The organism is uncultured Flavobacterium sp. (assembly GCF_963925415.1).
Classification (GTDB): Bacteria; Bacteroidota; Bacteroidia; order Flavobacteriales; family Flavobacteriaceae; genus Flavobacterium.
In genome coordinates, this window is record NZ_CAWUTS010000092.1 from 1 (window position 1) to 16,476 (window position 16,476).

A 16,476-nucleotide genomic window follows, 5' to 3' on the forward strand; every position below is an offset into this window, starting at 1 on the left:
CATATCTGTCAGAATCATTCTTTTTGACCGCATCTTTTATTATTTTATCGTCAATTAAAGAAATCAGCTGTCCGAAAACAGATTTACTAGAAAAATAATTACTTTTACCCATCGTTATTTGAATTTTGCAACTCGAAATTATGCTTTTAATCAAGAAGCCATTTTTTTAGCTTCTTTTTTATTTACTTTTATCGGACAATAATGTTCTTTTTTATTTACCTTTATCGGACAATAATAATAAAAAAACATAAAAAAATGAACATTTTTGTTTATAATGATTCAAAAACAGGCTGTCGTTTATTAATTTTTCCCTTGCTTTTTTTTTTGGACTACTACTTTTTTTATACTTTAACCATGCCTTATGTGTTGAAGGATATGTATCTATTCAAAAAGATTATTTTTATCAAATAAATGCTTTTTTTGGTCAATATCCCAATACGATGAACAATTTAACACAACTAGGTGATGCCTCTGTTTTATTGTCTTTTTTAATAATATTTGTTATTTACGCTCCCAAAATTTGGGAATCATTAATTTCGGCTTTGGTTACTTCGGCTTTGTTAACCTATTTGTTAAAAGGCCTTTTTGGAATACCAAGACCTGCTCAAATACTTACCAATAATAATTTTATAATTATAGGTAAAAAACTTGTGGGTTTTAGCAGTTTGCCTTCGGGGCATTCTTGTACGGTATTAACAATATTTACTGTTGTTTTGTTTGCTTTTATGCCAAAAAAAACAAACTATAAAATAATATGGGTGTTTATCATTTTAAGTTTTGGTATTCTAATAGCTTTTTCTAGAGTTGGTGTTGGAGCACATTTTCCATTAGATGTAATTTTTGGTAGCATTCAAGGTTTTACTTCAGGTTTAATAGGTATCTATATCACACAGAACTTCACTATTTGTAGATGGGTTCACAACCAAAAATATTGGTGTATATTTATAATTTTTATAATTGTTTGCTCAATCACATTGATTAATAAAATATTTGCAGAAAATTTGGTGGTATATTATTTAGCGTTTTTAAGTTTAATTATCTCTTTTTATAAATTTGTATATGTTTACTTTAAAAAATAATTTTAAGTTACTTTCTTTTGTATTGATAATGAGTGTTTTAAATTTTTTGTTTTTTCATTATCCATTTTTTAATTTTGTGTTTAAAAATATTGATTATAAGAGTGTTAGCGGTGTTTTTTTAATTATAAGTTTAATTATTTTAATGCTAGTACTCAATGCACTTGTGTTTTTATTGTTTTTCTATTTATCTCGTTTTATAGGCAAGTTTTTGTTGGTTGTTTTTTTTATCTTCAATGCAATTGCAGTTTATTTTATCAATACTTATGGCGTAATTATAGACGAAAGTATGATAGGCAATATGTTGAACACTAATTATGAAGAATCGAGTAGTTTTTTTTCAATGAAATTGGTTATATATATTGTTTTATTAGGTATAATTCCTAGTGTCTTTATTGTCAAATCACAAATTAGTAGTCTTACTCTTAAACGTTTTTCTACTATTACCTCACTTGCTTTATTTTTTATAATATTTTTAGCTTTTATCAATTCTAGTAATTGGTTATGGATTGATAAAAACTCAAAAACATTGGGAGGTTTAGCAATGCCTTGGTCTTATGCTGTAAATACATCACTATTTTATGTGCATAAGCATCAGAAAAACGAAAAAGAAATTTTGTTGCCAAATGCGACAATCAAAGACAACGAAAAATCTATTGTGGTTTTAGTAATTGGCGAATCAGCTAGAAGTGAAAATTTTTCAATATACGGTTATCAAAAAAACACGAACCCTTTGTTATCAAAAATAAATAATGTTGTTCATTTCAACGCTGTTTCCAATGCAACTTACACTACAGCAGGTGTAAAAAGTATTTTGGAACATGAAAACACTGATGATTTATATGAAATTTTACCTAATTATTTATATAGAAACAAAATAGAAGTTATTTGGAGAACCACCAACTGGGGAGAACCACCAGTACATATCAAAAATTATCAAAACAAAGAGTATTTATCGACAAATTACAACGGTAATAATGGCAATTATGACGAAATATTATTAAGTGGATTAAAAGAACAAATTAGAGCTAGTACAAACAACAAAATATTTATTGTATTACACGCCAGCACCAGTCATGGACCTACTTATAATAAAAAATATCCACCTCAATTTGAAGTTTTTAAACCCGTATGTAATAGTGTAGAATTGGCCAAATGTTCTCAAGACGAGTTGATAAATGCTTATGACAACACCATTGTTTATACCGATTATCTTTTATCAAAGGTTATTGACGATTTAAAGGAACTAAAAGAATTTAAAAGCACCATGCTTTTTGTTTCGGATCATGGTGAATCATTAGGCGAAAAAAATCTTTATATGCATGGTATTCCTATTAGCATTGCACCCAAAGAACAATATGAAATTCCATTTATTGTTTGGCTTTCTGATAATTCTTCAAAACAATTGAAATCAAATAATTTACTAAACCAAAATCATGTTTTTCATAGTGTTTTAAATTTTTTAAGTATTGAAAGTCCTATTTATAAAGAAGAAATGAATATTTTTAAACCAACCATTTCAAATTAACCAACCATCTTTTTAATAAATAACTTAACTAACAAATGCAAAAAAATAAATTTAGACCGAAGATTTAACTAAATCACAATAGACAGAAAGTCATGGCTTTAATTTTATAAATTTGTCTGACTAGCAAAATTTTGAAAATACAATTAAGTTATGTTCTAACATTTCTGAATTTGTAGCAAAAGTATTTGATTCAAAAACGTAATACTTTAAAAAAACTATTATTGTTAATTTTAGGCACAGATGTTGTTTTTCTATATATTTGTTATAAAATGTATAAAAAATATTTTCTTATGAAAAACAGCTTTTTTATTTTACTTGTTTCAGTGTTTGGATTTGCACAAAACAATCCCAATCCTGGTTATTGGCAACAACATGTATCTTACAAAATGAATGTGGAAATGAATGTGGAAAACTACAAATACACAGGAAATCAAGAATTAGTTTACACCAATAATTCTATAGATACATTAAGTAAAGTATACTATCATTTATACAATAATGCCTTTCAACCAGGCAGTGCAATGGATGCTCGATTACAAACCATTTCTGATCCCGACAAAAGAATGGTTAGAACTTTTAAACAAGCAAACAAAGAAATTACAGAAAGCAGAATAAGCACATTGAAACCCAATGAAATGGGTTATTTAAATATTACTAACTTTCAACAAAACGGAAAATTAGCAACCACCAAAGTTGTAGGAACAGTTTTAGAAGTAACTTTAGCAGAAGCTATTTTACCCAAATCATCCACTAATTTTACCTTGGATTTTGAAGGACAAGTTCCTTTGCAAATTAGACGTTCGGGAAGAAATTCGTCTGAAAATGTAGCCTTATCCATGACGCAATGGTATCCCAAAATGGCCGAATACGATTTTGAAGGCTGGCATGCTGACCCATACATTGGAAGAGAATTTCATGGGGTTTGGGGTAATTTTGATGTAAAAATTTCTTTGGATAAAAACTACACCATTGGCGGAACGGGTTATCTGCAAAATAAAAATGAAATTGGACATGGCTATGAAGATGAAGGCGTAGTAGTGAAACATTCCAAAAAAACAAAAAACCTAACATGGCATTTTATAGCACCAAATGTTCATGATTTTACTTGGGCTGCAGATAATGAGTATATTCATGACAAAATAATGGGTGAAAACAATACCGAGTTGCATTTTCTTTATAAAAACAAAGCTGAAAATTTAGAAAATTGGAAAAAATTGCAAGAAAAAACAGCCGAATTATTATCATTTTATAATAAAAATGTTGGTGTTTATCCGTACAAACAATATTCAGTTATTCAAGGTGGTGATGGTGGAATGGAATATGGAATGTGTACTTTAATTACTGGAAACAGAAGTTATGCAAGTTTGGTTGGTGTTACAGCTCACGAATTTGCACATTCTTGGTTTCAGTTTTTATTAGCTTCCAATGAGTCTAAACATGAATGGATGGACGAAGGGTTTACGTCTTTTATTTCAGATTTATCAATGGACGTTATAATGCCTCCAAAAGAAAAAGACGATAATATTTTTGAAAGTGCTTATAACAATTATGTTTATTTGGCAAATTCAGGAAAAGAACAGCCCCTTTCTACCCATGCTGATCGATATGATTATAACCAAACCTATAGCATTGGTGCATATAGTAAAGGAGAGGTTTTCTTAGCTCAATTGGGTTATTTGATAGGAAATGATAACCTAATGAAAACCATAAAACGATATTATTTTGATTATAAGCTAACTCATCCAACGCCAAACGATATAAAACGAAGTGCTGAACGTGTTTCTGGAGCAAATTTAGACTGGTATTTAGTAGATTGGACACAAACTACAAACACTATTGATTATGCTATTAAAAGCGTAGAAGAAAAACAAGACAACACAGTTGTTACTTTAGAAAGAATAGGCAGAACACCTATGCCAATAGATTTGTGGATAATTTATGAAGATGGGTCACAAGAGTCTTTTTATATTCCGAGCACCTTAATGCGTTTTGAAAAAGAAAACCCTTACTCTCAAATTAAAAGAACTGTTTTAGAAGCTTGGGACTGGGCTTATCCAACATTTAATATAGAAATTTTAAAATCAAAATCAACCATAAAAGCTATTGTTATTGATCCAAGCGGATTAATGGCTGACGTAAATAAAAAAGACAATATTTTTGAAAAAGAATAAAAACACATAAAATACATTTAAAAAGCCGGCTTTTTTTAGCCGGCTTTTTTTATACCTTTGCTTTATGTTATTTACATACCCAAAAATCGAAAAGCTTAAAAGCCAAAACACCATCGATTTGCTTTTTAGCGAAGGAAAATCGGTGTCTAAATATCCTTTGCGATTGGTTTATGTCGAAATAGCAGATGATGAGCACACAAAATTAGGCAGCCTAAAGCTAAAGTTTGGAGTTTCAGTTTCAAAAAAACATTTCAAAAACGCAGTAGACCGCAATTATTTTAAACGTGTTTTACGCGAATGCTATCGTTTAAACAAACATCTTTTAGTTGACAATTTAAACAAACCGCATGCGTTTATGTTTTTTTATCAGTCAAAAGATCGATTAAGCTATCAACAAATTAATGAAAAAACCATACAGCTTTTTGAAAAATTTGTTGAAAAGGTTAAGTAAAGTCTAACTTTGCTTTTCCTTTCGTTTTTTATATTTACATTCGTTAATCAGTTATAATAAAAACATTTACTATGAAATTTTTTTTAAAAAAGAGAATCATAATTCCCATTATAGCCATTTCATTTTTATGTGTTGGGGCAAGTTTTAAAGGAGATTTTTTTGAAATTGCCAAACAACTCGAAATTTTTACCAATTTGTTTAAACTGGTAAATCAAAATTATGTAGACGAAACCAATCCGGGCGACATGATGGATAAAGGAATTAAAAGCATGTTAAAAGAACTAGATCCATACACGGTTTTTTTTAACGAACAAGATGTAATTAAATTTAAAATTAACAATACTGGAGAGTACACGGGTATAGGGGCGATGGTTTCTCAAAAAGAAGATAAATTAATATTAAAAGAAGTTTATAAAAATTTTTCGGCAGATAAAGCAGGCCTTAAAGCAGGAGACCAAATCATTCAAATAGAGGACATTTTGCTTAAAGACTTTAAAGAAGACGCTTCTCAACTTTTAAAAGGAGCAAAAAACACCAAAATTGATATTGTTTACCTTCGTCAGGGACAAAAGAAAAAGGGTTCCATTATTTTAGATGAGGTCGAATTAAAAGCTGTTCCTTACTACAAGCTACTAGAAAACAATACGGGTTATATTGTTTTATCTAAATTTAATGAAAAAGCAGCTTATGAAACAAAAAGCGCTTTACTTGATTTAAAAAAACAAGGAGCAACCAAAATCATATTAGACTTAAGAGCTAATCCGGGCGGGCTTCTTGACCAAGCGGTTAGTATTTGCAACTTATTTGTACCAAAAAACGAAACTATAGTTACCACAAAGTCAAAAGTAGAAAAATATAATTCCACTTACAAAACCAAATTAGAGCCCGTAGATTTAGAAATTCCATTAGCAATAATTGTAAATGGACAAAGCGCTTCTGCATCTGAAATTGTAGCAGGAGCCTTGCAAGACTTAGATCGAGCGGTTGTTGTAGGGAATCGAAGTTTTGGCAAAGGGCTGGTTCAAAGACCCTTAAACATGCCCTATGGAACCCAAGTAAAAGTAACGATTTCTAAATACTACACCCCTTCAGGAAGATGCATTCAAGCCTTAGATTATTCCCATAAAGGCTCAGACGGCAAGGCTATACGTACCACAGAAAAAAACTACAACGCGTTCAAAACTAAAAACGGAAGAACTGTTTATGACGGAGGAGGAATTATGCCCGACATTGAAGTGCTTGAAACCAAATCTTCTTCTATTTCAAAAGCATTAACTGATAACGATGCTATTTTTAACTATGCTACAGCTTTTTATTTTAAAAATCAAAATAATTCAAACGCTATGATGTCTAGTGCTAATTTTGACGATTTTAAGCAATTTGTTCAAAAGAACCAATACAAAATGAATACCAAAACCGAGTTAGCATTAGAAAACACCTTAGAAGTTGCAAAAGCCGAAAAAATAGATCAAAACATTTTATCCGAATATAAAATGCTAAAGCTAGCTGTTGAAAAAAGCAACGAAAAAGACATGGATAAAAATAAAGCTGAAATTTTGATGCTTTTAAATGATGAGATTATTACACGTTTTAAATACAAAGAGGGTCTTTATGATTTTGACACCCAAAATAACGCTGCAATTTCCAAAGCAAAAGAAATAGTTAACAACACAACACAATACTATAAAATAAGACAATAAATGCGCTTTTTTACTTACATATTCACCTTAGTTTGTGTGACTTGTTTTGCTCAAGATCAAGAACTTATACAGTCTATATATTTTGATTTTGACAAATATGAAATAAGAAGTGACCAACAAACAGAACTCCACAAGTTCATGGCATCAATTGACACCACTCAAATAGAGTCTATTCAAATTTTTGGTTATTGTGATGACAGAGGTAAGGACGCCTATAATTATGATTTATCAACCCATAGAGCGAACACAATAAAAGACACATTACTGCTTCATGGCATTAAAAATAAAATTATAATTTTAATTGAAGGGAAAGGAAGAATTCTTATTGACGAAGATTTTGAGATCAATGTACCCAAGGCCCGCTCCAAAAACCGAAGAGTAGATGTTTTGGTAAATTTTATACCTTTAAAAACAATTAGAACCGTTAACGAAACCTATGCTGTTTTAAGAAAAGATGTGATTGTAGGAGACAAAATTACCTTAGACAAAGTGCTTTTTGAAAAAGGAAGCAGCAAACTTTCCAGAACATCTAAAACAGAATTAGATAAAATTGCGATACGATTACATCGGTATCCAAATATTCAAATTGAGGTACAAGGACACGTTTGTTGTACCCCAGTTTACCAAAAAGAAGCCATAGACAGAGCTACTCAAAAACGCGAATTATCCATAAACAGATCAAAAACAGTTTATAAATATTTAATTTCACGAAGGGTAAACGAAAAAAGGCTAACCTATAAAGGTTATGGAAACACTCAGCCGCTTGGTAAATCGCCAGAATTAGACAGAAGAGTAGAATTGATTATTACCAAAAATTAATCCTTTTATAAGTATCGAAATAATACCTGCGCAAAAATTTATTTATAAAAAGAGGGAAACACAAAACATAAATCCATGAAAAACATTTCAAAAACAAGTTTTATTTATGGGGTTTTAATGATAATTGCCGCCACAACAGGAAAAATAGTAGTGAATTATATTTCACGAGACTTAGAATTAGGATACATGCTAGGAGCCACACTTCTTGTAATTACTTTTATTTATTATATTTCAATAAAACTTCAAAAAACCAATATTGGTCGGTTATTATCATTATTCATTCCATAGGGGCAACTTTTGGAAATTATATTTCAAAACCAGTAGGGTTAAATTTCTGGAATGTTTATACGAGTATTTTTCTTATTACTCTTTTTTTTAATAGTGTATTTTACGAATCAAAATTCTAACAATGAAACTAAATCTTTATCAAATTGACGCTTTCACAAATAAAACATTTGGCGGAAATTCCGCATGTGTAGTGCCTCTAGACAATTGGTTAGCAGACGAAATTTTGTTAAAAATAGCTCAAGAAAACGCCGTAGCCGAAACCGCTTTTTTTGTAATAAAAGAGCATAAAATTCACTTGCGCTGGTTTACGCCTAATATCGAAATGGATTTATGCGGCCATGCTACTTTAGCAACCGCACATTGTTTAAAAACGATTCTTAATTATCCAAAAGACACAATTATTTTTGAAACCATAAGTGGCGATTTAACTGTAATAGCAGACAATGATATGTATAAAATGGATTTTCCCTCTCGGATGCCGTTCTTAGATGTGTTGCCAAAAAACATTGAAGACTCCCTTAACATAAAGCCTATAGAGGTTTTAAAAGCAAGAGATTATATTTTAATATACAATACAGAAACAGACGTTAAAAACATTAGGATTGACAGACATTTATTTGATCAAATAAACCTAGACCCTGGCGGTGTAGTCGTTACTGCAAAAGGAGATAATTGTGATTTTGTTTCTAGGTTTTTTACTCCACAAGCAAGCATTTTAGAAGATCCAGTAACAGGCTCGGCGCATTGCTCTTTAATTCCGTATTGGGCAAAAAAATTAAATAAAAAAGAACTGTACGCCCTTCAAGTTTCAGATCGTGTAGGAACATTATTTTGCCACTACAATGATGACAGGGTTTTAATTTGTGGACATGCCAAAACCTACTCCATTGGAAACTTATGGATCAATTAAAAAGCGCTCAATAGCGGCCTTAAACCAATGCCTTTTTTATTGAGATTAGTAAGGTTAAAAATTTTAAATTAAAGCACATCAAATTGTATTTTAACCAATATTTATTAAAGTTTTAACCAATGATGTTGTAAATTTGTGACCAAATAACAATGTTATGTTAGATATTCAAAAAATTCGTTCACAATTTCCAATATTATCCGAACAAATAAATGGGAAACCATTAGTTTATTTTGATAACGGCGCTACCTCACAAAAACCTCAAGCCGTTATAGATTCAATTGTTGACTATTATTCAAAATATAACGCAAATATACATCGAGGCGTTCATACTTTGAGCCAGCTAGCAACAGATGCCTATGAACAAGCACGAATAAAAATACAAAAGCATTTTAATGCTAAAGAAACATATGAAATAATTTTTACATCTGGAACTACAGAAAGTATTAATTTAGTAGCTAATGGATTTGAAAGTATACTGGTAAAAGGAGACGAAATTATTGTTTCGGCTTTAGAACATCACAGTAATATTGTTCCATGGCAAATGCTATGTGAAAAAACAGGTGCTGTTCTTAAAGTTATTCCAATGAATATTCATGGTGAATTAATTATGGAAGAATATGATAAGCTGTTAACCAATAAAACCAAGTTGGTTTTTTGCAACCATATTTCAAATGCTTTAGGAACCATAAACCCTATAGAAAAAATTATTAAAAAAGCCCATGATGTAGGAGCTGCCGTACTTATTGACGGAGCACAAGCATGTCCACATTTAAGACCAGATGTTCAGGCTTTAAATGTAGATTTTTATGTAACATCTGCACATAAAATGTGTGGCCCAACAGGCGTAGGAATTTTATACGGAAAACAAGAATGGTTACGCAAACTACCACCTTACAAGGGAGGTGGTGAAATGATAGCAACAGTTACATTTGAAAAAACAACCTATGCAGATTTACCTCACAAATTTGAAGCAGGAACGCCAAATATATGTGGAGGAATAGCTTTTGGAGCTGCAATTGATTATATGAACGACATTGGTTTTGATGATATTGAAGCCTATGAAAATGAATTGTTAACCTATGGAACAAAAAAATTATTAGAAATAGAAGGTGTAATTATTTATGGACCAAACGACTTATCTAAAAAAGCATCCGTGTTGTCTTTTAATATAAATGGGATTCATCCTTATGATATTGGCACGATAATAGATAAACTTGGCGTAGCGGTTCGAACCGGGCATCATTGCGCACAGCCCATTATGGATTTCTATAAAATACCGGGTACAATAAGAGCAAGTTTAGCATTTTACAATACTAAAGAAGAAATCGATATCTTTGTAGAAGCTGTAAAAAAAGCAAAAATAATGTTGTCTTAAAAAGCAAAAATATGAAATTAATACTTACCCTTTTTATCAGCCTACTTTTAACCAAAGGATGTTCTGAATACAAAGAGCTTGAAAAATCAAAAATAGTCTATGAAGCATCTAGCAGAGGATATTTTAAAATGATTATAATTGAAAACAAAACACTTTTAATTCAAAATGTAAGAGAAGGAAAAGCTCAGGAAGTTAAATTAACAGATTTAGAATGGAAAAAGTTAGCAACCTTATTTAAAAAAATAGATTTATCAACATATAATACCTTAGAAGGGCCAACACAAGAACGATACTATGATGGCAAACCGCATGCAAATTTATCATTTACAAAAGATAAGGTTGACTATGTAACATTAGGGTTTGATCATACAATACCACCAGCCCAAATAAAAGAATTGGTTGATGCAATTTTAAAATTATCACAAAATAAATAAAAAGCATGCAAATTAAAGAAATTCAAGATGAGATAGTAGATGAGTTTTCAATGTTTGAAGATTGGATGCAACGTTATGAATACATCATTGAACTGGGGAAATCTTTGCCTATAATAAACGAACAGTTTAAAACAGACGACAACATTATCAAAGGGTGTCAATCTAAAGTATGGGTTCACGGAGAGCAAAAAGACGACAACATTGTTTTTACTGCCGACAGCGACGCCATTTTAACGAAAGGAATAATAGCCCTTTTAATTAGGGTTTATTCAAATCAAAAACCAGAAGCTATTTTAAAAGCCAATACTAATTTTATTGACGAAATAGGTTTAAAAGAACACTTGTCACCAACAAGAGCTAACGGTTTAGTATCTATGATCAAACAAATTAAAATGTACGCTTTGGCCTATAATGCTAAAAATTAAAAAAAATAAATAACCCTTGTAATTTGTTTTACTTTTAAACGAATTAAATGAGATATTGAATACTAAAAAAAATGGAAGAATATAAAGACACAATAAACTTAGGAGACAATGTAGTAAAAACATTAAAAACAATTTACGACCCAGAGATCCCTGTTGACATTTATGAATTAGGTTTAATTTATGATGTGATGATTAACGAGGATAATGACGTAAAAATATTAATGACATTAACTTCTCCAAATTGTCCGGTAGCAGAGTCTTTGCCATTAGAGGTTGAAGAAAAAGTTAAATCTATAGATGAGGTTAAATCCTGTGAAGTAGAAATTACTTTTGACCCTCCATGGAGCAAAGACTTAATGAGTGAAGAAGCACAACTAGAACTTGGAATGCTTTAATATTAACCGCAATCAAACAGTAAAAAAGCTCTTTTTTTTAACAAAAAAAGGAACACTGAACACAAAATAATGGCTCGTTTTCAAGCAAAATCAATTTATGATTCTCAAAAAACAGGAATTAAAGCTTCTTTTAATTCTCTTTCTTACGTGCCTCGTTTTTTTAAAGAGATATGGAAGACCAACAAAAAATTATTTTTAGTATCTGCTTTTTGTAGGTTAACCGCAGCCTTTTTGCCCGTTACAATTCTTTGGGTAGGAAAAATAATCATTGATTCAATAATACAAATTTCAGGACAAGGAGGAAAAGACTTTTCGGAGTTATGGAACTTTGTATTGCTCGAATTTGTTTTAGTTGTGCTTTCTGATTTGTTTAGCAGAGCTATTTCTTTAACCGATGGTATTTTAGGCGACAAATACAACATCTATACGTCTGTTAAAATCATAGAAAAAACAAATGAAATAGACATAAGCTTGTTAGAAAATTCAGAATTTTATGACAAATTAGATCGCGCAAGAACACAAACCATGGGCCGAGTAGATTTAATGTCCAATGTGTTAGGTCAGGCTCAAACTACGGTTTCTATTTTAACTTTAATTATAGGTTTAATTTATTTTGAACCCTATTTAATAGTCTTATTGATATTGAGTATTATTCCCTCTTTTATAAACGAAGTTCGATTTAGTCAACAACAATATTCATTAGCCCGAAGTTGGACCGCAGAACGAAGAGAGCTTGATTATCTTAGGTTTATTGGGGCAAATGACAAAACGGCCAAAGAAATTAAGCTGTTTGGGCTTACAAACTTCATTGTTGAACGGTTTAAAAATTTAGCAATAAAATACTTTAACCTAAACAAAACTTTAATAATTAAACGATCGAGTTATGGTTTTTTATTCAACTTATTAGGCTCTATAAGTTACTATGCTGCCTATGTTTTTATTATTTATAGAGTTTTATCAGGGGCAATAACATTAGGCGAATTGACATTTCTTTCAGGAAGTTTTAATCGATTAATGAAAAGTTTACAAGATTTTTTCTCGAAATTTACACGTATTTCAGAAAGTTCCCTTTATTTAAAAGATTATTTTGATTTTATAGACATTTCGGTTCAGCCTAAAACAAAGGAAGACATTGCTTTGCCAAAAGAAATTTTAAAAGGATTTGAATTTATTAATGTTTATTTTTCTTATCCGGAATCTGAAAATCAAATATTAAAAAACGTAAGTTTTTCAATTAATGCTGGAGAAAAAATAGCCTTTGTGGGTCAGAACGGCGCAGGAAAAACAACCCTTACTAAACTATTACTTCGCTTTTACGAACCAACGTCTGGAGAAATATTATTAGACGGTGTTAACATAAACAGATATAACAAAAAGGATTACCAAGCTTACTTTGGAGTGTTATTTCAAGATTTTTATCGTTACGAATTTACAGTAAAAGAAAACATAGCTATTGGTAAAATAGATCAAATCGGCAATCAAGAACGTATTGAAAAAGCAGCAGAATTAAGTTTAGCGAACGAAGTAATTTCTGAATTAACTTTAGGCTACGACCAACAATTAGGCAAAAGATTTGTTAAAGGACAAGAATTGTCTGGCGGTCAATGGCAAAAAATAGCTTTAGCAAGAGCCTATATGAAAAGCGCTGAGGTAATGATTTTAGACGAACCAACATCTGCCCTAGACGCTAAAGCAGAGAGCGAAGTTTTTGAAAGATTTATTCATTTAATCCAAAACAAAACAAGCATAATTATCTCGCATCGTTTCAGCACTGTTCGTCAAGCGGATAGAATAATAGTGCTACAAGAAGGAAAAATTTTAGAATCAGGAACCCATGAAGAATTGATGATTAAGAAACAATTATATGCTCAATTATTTGATCTTCAAGCAAAAGGATATACATAAAACATGGAAAAAGAAATAGTAAACAAAGTAGCAAATAGCATTTTAGAAATTTTTGATTTAGAAAATTATTATCCTAAAGAAGAACTAGCACCTGTTGATGTTTCTCAATGGCTCCTTGAAGGGTATGTGTTAAAAGAAAATGACTTTAGAGCCTTATTAAAAGAATACGATTGGGCTCAACATAGAGGTAAATATATTTATATTCAATGCTCAACAGATGCTATTTTACCAGCATGGGCCTTTGCATTGGTTTCTGTATATCTGCAACCCTTTGCATTAAAAGTTATTTCGGGAACAAAAAACGATTTATTATTGAGTATTTATCAAGAGAAATTAAACCAGATAGATTATACAATTTATAAAAATAAACCATTAATTTTAAAAGGTTGTTCAAACAAGCCTGTACCTCAAGAAGCGTATGTTTTAGCTATGCAACAATTAATTCCTTTTGCAAAAAGCATTATGTTTGGTGAAGCATGTTCGGCAGTTCCGTTGTTTAAAGCGAAAAAATGACCCTTTTGTCGATATAAGCCATTATTTTTTATTAAAAATTTAAGTTTTATATAGTCACATATTAATTTAGCCAATCAAATTTTAAATAAAAACATGAATAAAATTATTTTTGGCTTATTATTAGTTACTTCATTTGCATTTTCTCAAGATACTACTGCAGATGTAAATCAAGATGGATGGAAAAAATCAGGAACCTTTTCTTTTATAGGAAATCAAGCTACTTTTAATAATTGGTTAGCAGGTGGTCAAAGCAGTCTTTCAGGAAACATTTTGGTTAACTATGATTTCAATTACAAAAAAGGCGACTGGTCATTAGACAATAAAATAATGGCAGGATACGGCATTACAAAACTAAAAGAGGCTGATATTCAAAAATCAGATGATAGAATAGAATTTAACTCCTTATTAGGTAAAAAAGCATCAGGATTATGGTTTTATTCTGCTTTTTTTAACTTTAAAACTCAATTAGACACGGGTTTAGATCCAGATACGCAAACAGTTAGAATTTCACATTTCTTTTCTCCAGCTTTTTTTCAATTTGGACCAGGTATGATGTGGAAAAAAAGTGATAATTTGAAGTTTAATATTGCCCCTCTCACCTCTAAACTTATCATTGTTCATGATGAGTTTACACAAGGAGGTTTAACTTCTTTTGGTGTTGAAACAGGAGAAACTTCACGTTATGAATTAGGAGCGTCTTTGAGTGGGTACTATAAGTTTAACGCAATGAAAAACGTATCGTTCGAAAATATAGTAAGCCTATATTCAAATTATTTGGAAGACCCACAAAATGTAGATCTTAATTATCAATTAAATGTAGTTATGTCTATTAATAAACACCTAACAACAAATTTAACATTTCAAACCATTTATGACGACAACGCTTTTAGAGGGTTTCAAACACGTCAAAATATAGGTTTAGGCGTTAACTATGGTTTTTAAAACACCAAAGTATTATCTAAAAAAAAGACCCTCAATAAGGGTCTTTTTTTATTCTTCTTCTTTTTCAATCGCTTCGCTATATTCAGGATACAAAAACTTATTATAAGGAAACCTTGTAATGTGTATTTTTCTTACGGCCTCATAAACTTTTTCTCTAAATTCTTCAAAGTTTATTTTATGTGTCGCTGAAATAAATAAGGCGTTTTTTTCACCTACATTATGCATCCATGTTTTTTTCCACTCCTCTAAAGAAAAATGCTTTGATTCTCTTTCGGTAATCAAATCATCATCTGCTAAAAAAACAGGCTTGTATGCGTCAATTTTATTAAAAACCATTATGATTTGTTTATGATCACTTTTTATGTCTTTTAAAATTTGATTTACCGATTCTATATGGTGTTCAAATTCTGGATGTGCAATGTCTACCACATGAAGTAGTAAATCAGCTTCTCTAACTTCGTCTAATGTGCTTTTAAATGAATCTACTAGTTGCGTCGGAAGCTTTCTTATAAAACCAACGGTATCTGACAACAAAAAAGGTAAATTTCTAATAACCGTTTTTCTTACCGTGGTGTCTAATGTGGCAAACAGCTTATTTTCTACAAACACATCACTTTTTCCAACAGCATTCATTATTGTTGATTTTCCTACGTTGGTATAACCAACTATAGCAACTCGAACCATAGTGCCTCGATTCCCTCTTTGAGTAGCCATTTGCTTATCGATATTTTTGATTTTATCTTTTAATAAAGCAATACGATCCCTTACAATTCGTCTATCGGTTTCAATTTCTGTTTCACCTGGACCTCTCATTCCAATTCCTCCACGTTGTCTTTCCAAGTGTGTCCACATACCAGATAACCTAGGAAGCAAATACACACACTGAGCTAATTCTACTTGTGTACGCGCATAAGACGTTTGTGCTCTTTGTGCAAATATATCCAGTATAAGATGTGTTCTGTCGAGGACTTTAATATCAAATATATTAGTAATATTTTTTTGTTGAGAAGGAGTTAGTTCATCATCAAAAATAACGGTTGAAATGTCCTTTTCTTTTATATAAACAGCTATTTCTTCTAACTTTCCTGTACCAACAAATGTTTTTGGATTTGGTTTATCCATTTTTTGAGTAAACCGTTTTATAACTTCACCACCTGCCGTAAATGTTAAAAACTCTAATTCATCTAAAAATTCATTTAATTTTTCCTCATTTTGATTTTGTGTAACGATCCCAACAATAAGGGTTCTTTCAAAGTTAAAAATCTCTTTTTCTATCATAATTTTATTTAAAAATATTTTAGGGACAACAAATTTATAACAAAAACAATGTAAAATTCTCTTATTTTTAAAAAAAACGATTACTTTTGAAATTAAATAAAAATTAACAATTATTTATAATGAAAAAACTTACACTCTTTTTTATATTGATGTTTCTTTCCTTTACTAGTTTTGCACAACTACCAGAAGGCTTTGAGGGAACATCAGTACCAGATTTAACCTCAGATGATTGGGTTTTGCCTTCAGGTACTTGGAAAGTTTATGAC

At 30.7% G+C, this 16,476-nt stretch carries 16 protein-coding genes; 15 read left to right on the forward strand and 1 reads right to left on the reverse strand.

Going from position 1 to position 16,476, the window contains the following annotated elements; genetic code table 11:
* The first annotated feature begins 440 nt into the window (after positions 1–440).
* From AABM47_RS07255 to AABM47_RS07325, 15 genes are all read left to right on the forward strand, one after another.
* A complete protein-coding gene (locus tag AABM47_RS07255; protein WP_338410263.1) occupies positions 441–1,079 on the forward strand; it encodes a phosphatase PAP2 family protein in 639 nt (212 codons plus the stop codon).
* Positions 1,060–2,604 carry a phosphoethanolamine--lipid A transferase EptA gene (eptA, locus tag AABM47_RS07260; protein WP_338410264.1) on the forward strand — a complete coding sequence of 515 codons (1,545 nt, stop codon included), beginning with the start codon at positions 1,060–1,062 and terminating at the stop codon, positions 2,602–2,604. Before AABM47_RS07255 ends, eptA begins: the two co-directional genes overlap by 20 nt.
* 290 nt (positions 2,605–2,894) lie before the next feature.
* Complete coding sequence (locus AABM47_RS07265) at positions 2,895–4,775, forward strand: M1 family metallopeptidase (RefSeq protein WP_338410265.1); 1,881 nt, start codon at positions 2,895–2,897, stop codon at positions 4,773–4,775.
* A gap of 64 nt (positions 4,776–4,839) precedes the next feature.
* Positions 4,840–5,226, forward strand: coding sequence for a ribonuclease P protein component (gene rnpA, locus AABM47_RS07270; protein WP_338410266.1), 387 nt, complete (start codon positions 4,840–4,842; stop codon positions 5,224–5,226).
* Positions 5,227–5,297: 71 nt separating this feature from the next.
* Complete coding sequence (locus AABM47_RS07275) at positions 5,298–6,926, forward strand: S41 family peptidase (protein WP_338410267.1); 1,629 nt, start codon at positions 5,298–5,300, stop codon at positions 6,924–6,926.
* On the forward strand, positions 6,927–7,745 hold the full coding sequence (locus tag AABM47_RS07280; protein WP_338410268.1) for an OmpA family protein: 819 nt from the start codon (positions 6,927–6,929) through the stop codon (positions 7,743–7,745). It begins immediately after the preceding gene.
* 75 nt (positions 7,746–7,820) lie between these two features.
* Positions 7,821–8,033: a hypothetical protein gene (locus AABM47_RS07285; protein WP_338410269.1), complete on the forward strand. Its 213-nt coding sequence runs from the start codon at positions 7,821–7,823 to the stop codon at positions 8,031–8,033.
* Between the two features lie 121 nt (positions 8,034–8,154).
* The gene (locus AABM47_RS07290) at positions 8,155–8,943 is read left to right on the forward strand and encodes a PhzF family phenazine biosynthesis protein (protein WP_338410270.1); all 789 of its coding nucleotides are present in this window, start codon (positions 8,155–8,157) and stop codon (positions 8,941–8,943) included.
* A 154-nt stretch (positions 8,944–9,097) separates the two neighbouring features.
* The gene (locus tag AABM47_RS07295) at positions 9,098–10,318 is read left to right on the forward strand and encodes a cysteine desulfurase (RefSeq protein ID WP_338410271.1); all 1,221 of its coding nucleotides are present in this window, start codon (positions 9,098–9,100) and stop codon (positions 10,316–10,318) included.
* Between the two features lie 11 nt (positions 10,319–10,329).
* A complete protein-coding gene (locus AABM47_RS07300) occupies positions 10,330–10,752 on the forward strand; it encodes a hypothetical protein (protein WP_338410272.1) in 423 nt (140 codons plus the stop codon).
* A 5-nt stretch (positions 10,753–10,757) separates the two neighbouring features.
* On the forward strand, positions 10,758–11,177 hold the full coding sequence (locus AABM47_RS07305) for a SufE family protein (protein WP_338410273.1): 420 nt from the start codon (positions 10,758–10,760) through the stop codon (positions 11,175–11,177).
* A gap of 71 nt (positions 11,178–11,248) precedes the next feature.
* Complete coding sequence (locus AABM47_RS07310; protein ID WP_338410274.1) at positions 11,249–11,572, forward strand: SUF system Fe-S cluster assembly protein; 324 nt, start codon at positions 11,249–11,251, stop codon at positions 11,570–11,572.
* Positions 11,573–11,641: 69 nt separating this feature from the next.
* A complete protein-coding gene (locus tag AABM47_RS07315; protein ID WP_338410275.1) occupies positions 11,642–13,477 on the forward strand; it encodes an ABC transporter ATP-binding protein in 1,836 nt (611 codons plus the stop codon).
* A gap of 3 nt (positions 13,478–13,480) precedes the next feature.
* Positions 13,481–13,990: a DUF2480 family protein gene (locus tag AABM47_RS07320; protein WP_338410276.1), complete on the forward strand. Its 510-nt coding sequence runs from the start codon at positions 13,481–13,483 to the stop codon at positions 13,988–13,990.
* A gap of 93 nt (positions 13,991–14,083) precedes the next feature.
* Positions 14,084–14,932 (forward strand): DUF3078 domain-containing protein, encoded by an 849-nt coding sequence (locus AABM47_RS07325; protein ID WP_338410277.1) that lies wholly within the window; start codon positions 14,084–14,086, stop codon positions 14,930–14,932.
* Positions 14,933–14,980: 48 nt separating this feature from the next.
* Here the strand turns inward: AABM47_RS07325 and hflX are convergent, their stop codons facing one another.
* Positions 14,981–16,210, reverse strand: a complete 1,230-nt coding sequence (gene hflX, locus AABM47_RS07330; RefSeq protein ID WP_338410278.1) for a GTPase HflX — start codon at positions 16,208–16,210, stop codon at positions 14,981–14,983.
* Positions 16,211–16,476: the final 266 nt, after the last annotated feature.

Coding starts and splice junctions, on each gene's coding strand:
- AABM47_RS07255 (WP_338410263.1), top strand. CDS start 441: ATGAACAATTTAACACAACTAGGTGATGCCTCTGTTTTATTGTCTTTT.
- eptA (WP_338410264.1), top strand. CDS start 1,060: ATGTTTACTTTAAAAAATAATTTTAAGTTACTTTCTTTTGTATTGATA.
- AABM47_RS07265 (WP_338410265.1), top strand. CDS start 2,895: ATGAAAAACAGCTTTTTTATTTTACTTGTTTCAGTGTTTGGATTTGCA.
- rnpA (WP_338410266.1), top strand. CDS start 4,840: ATGTTATTTACATACCCAAAAATCGAAAAGCTTAAAAGCCAAAACACC.
- AABM47_RS07275 (WP_338410267.1), top strand. CDS start 5,298: ATGAAATTTTTTTTAAAAAAGAGAATCATAATTCCCATTATAGCCATT.
- AABM47_RS07280 (WP_338410268.1), top strand. CDS start 6,927: ATGCGCTTTTTTACTTACATATTCACCTTAGTTTGTGTGACTTGTTTT.
- AABM47_RS07285 (WP_338410269.1), top strand. CDS start 7,821: ATGAAAAACATTTCAAAAACAAGTTTTATTTATGGGGTTTTAATGATA.
- AABM47_RS07290 (WP_338410270.1), top strand. CDS start 8,155: ATGAAACTAAATCTTTATCAAATTGACGCTTTCACAAATAAAACATTT.
- AABM47_RS07295 (WP_338410271.1), top strand. CDS start 9,098: ATGTTAGATATTCAAAAAATTCGTTCACAATTTCCAATATTATCCGAA.
- AABM47_RS07300 (WP_338410272.1), top strand. CDS start 10,330: ATGAAATTAATACTTACCCTTTTTATCAGCCTACTTTTAACCAAAGGA.
- AABM47_RS07305 (WP_338410273.1), top strand. CDS start 10,758: ATGCAAATTAAAGAAATTCAAGATGAGATAGTAGATGAGTTTTCAATG.
- AABM47_RS07310 (WP_338410274.1), top strand. CDS start 11,249: ATGGAAGAATATAAAGACACAATAAACTTAGGAGACAATGTAGTAAAA.
- AABM47_RS07315 (WP_338410275.1), top strand. CDS start 11,642: ATGGCTCGTTTTCAAGCAAAATCAATTTATGATTCTCAAAAAACAGGA.
- AABM47_RS07320 (WP_338410276.1), top strand. CDS start 13,481: ATGGAAAAAGAAATAGTAAACAAAGTAGCAAATAGCATTTTAGAAATT.
- AABM47_RS07325 (WP_338410277.1), top strand. CDS start 14,084: ATGAATAAAATTATTTTTGGCTTATTATTAGTTACTTCATTTGCATTT.
- hflX (WP_338410278.1), bottom strand. CDS start 16,210: ATGATAGAAAAAGAGATTTTTAACTTTGAAAGAACCCTTATTGTTGGG.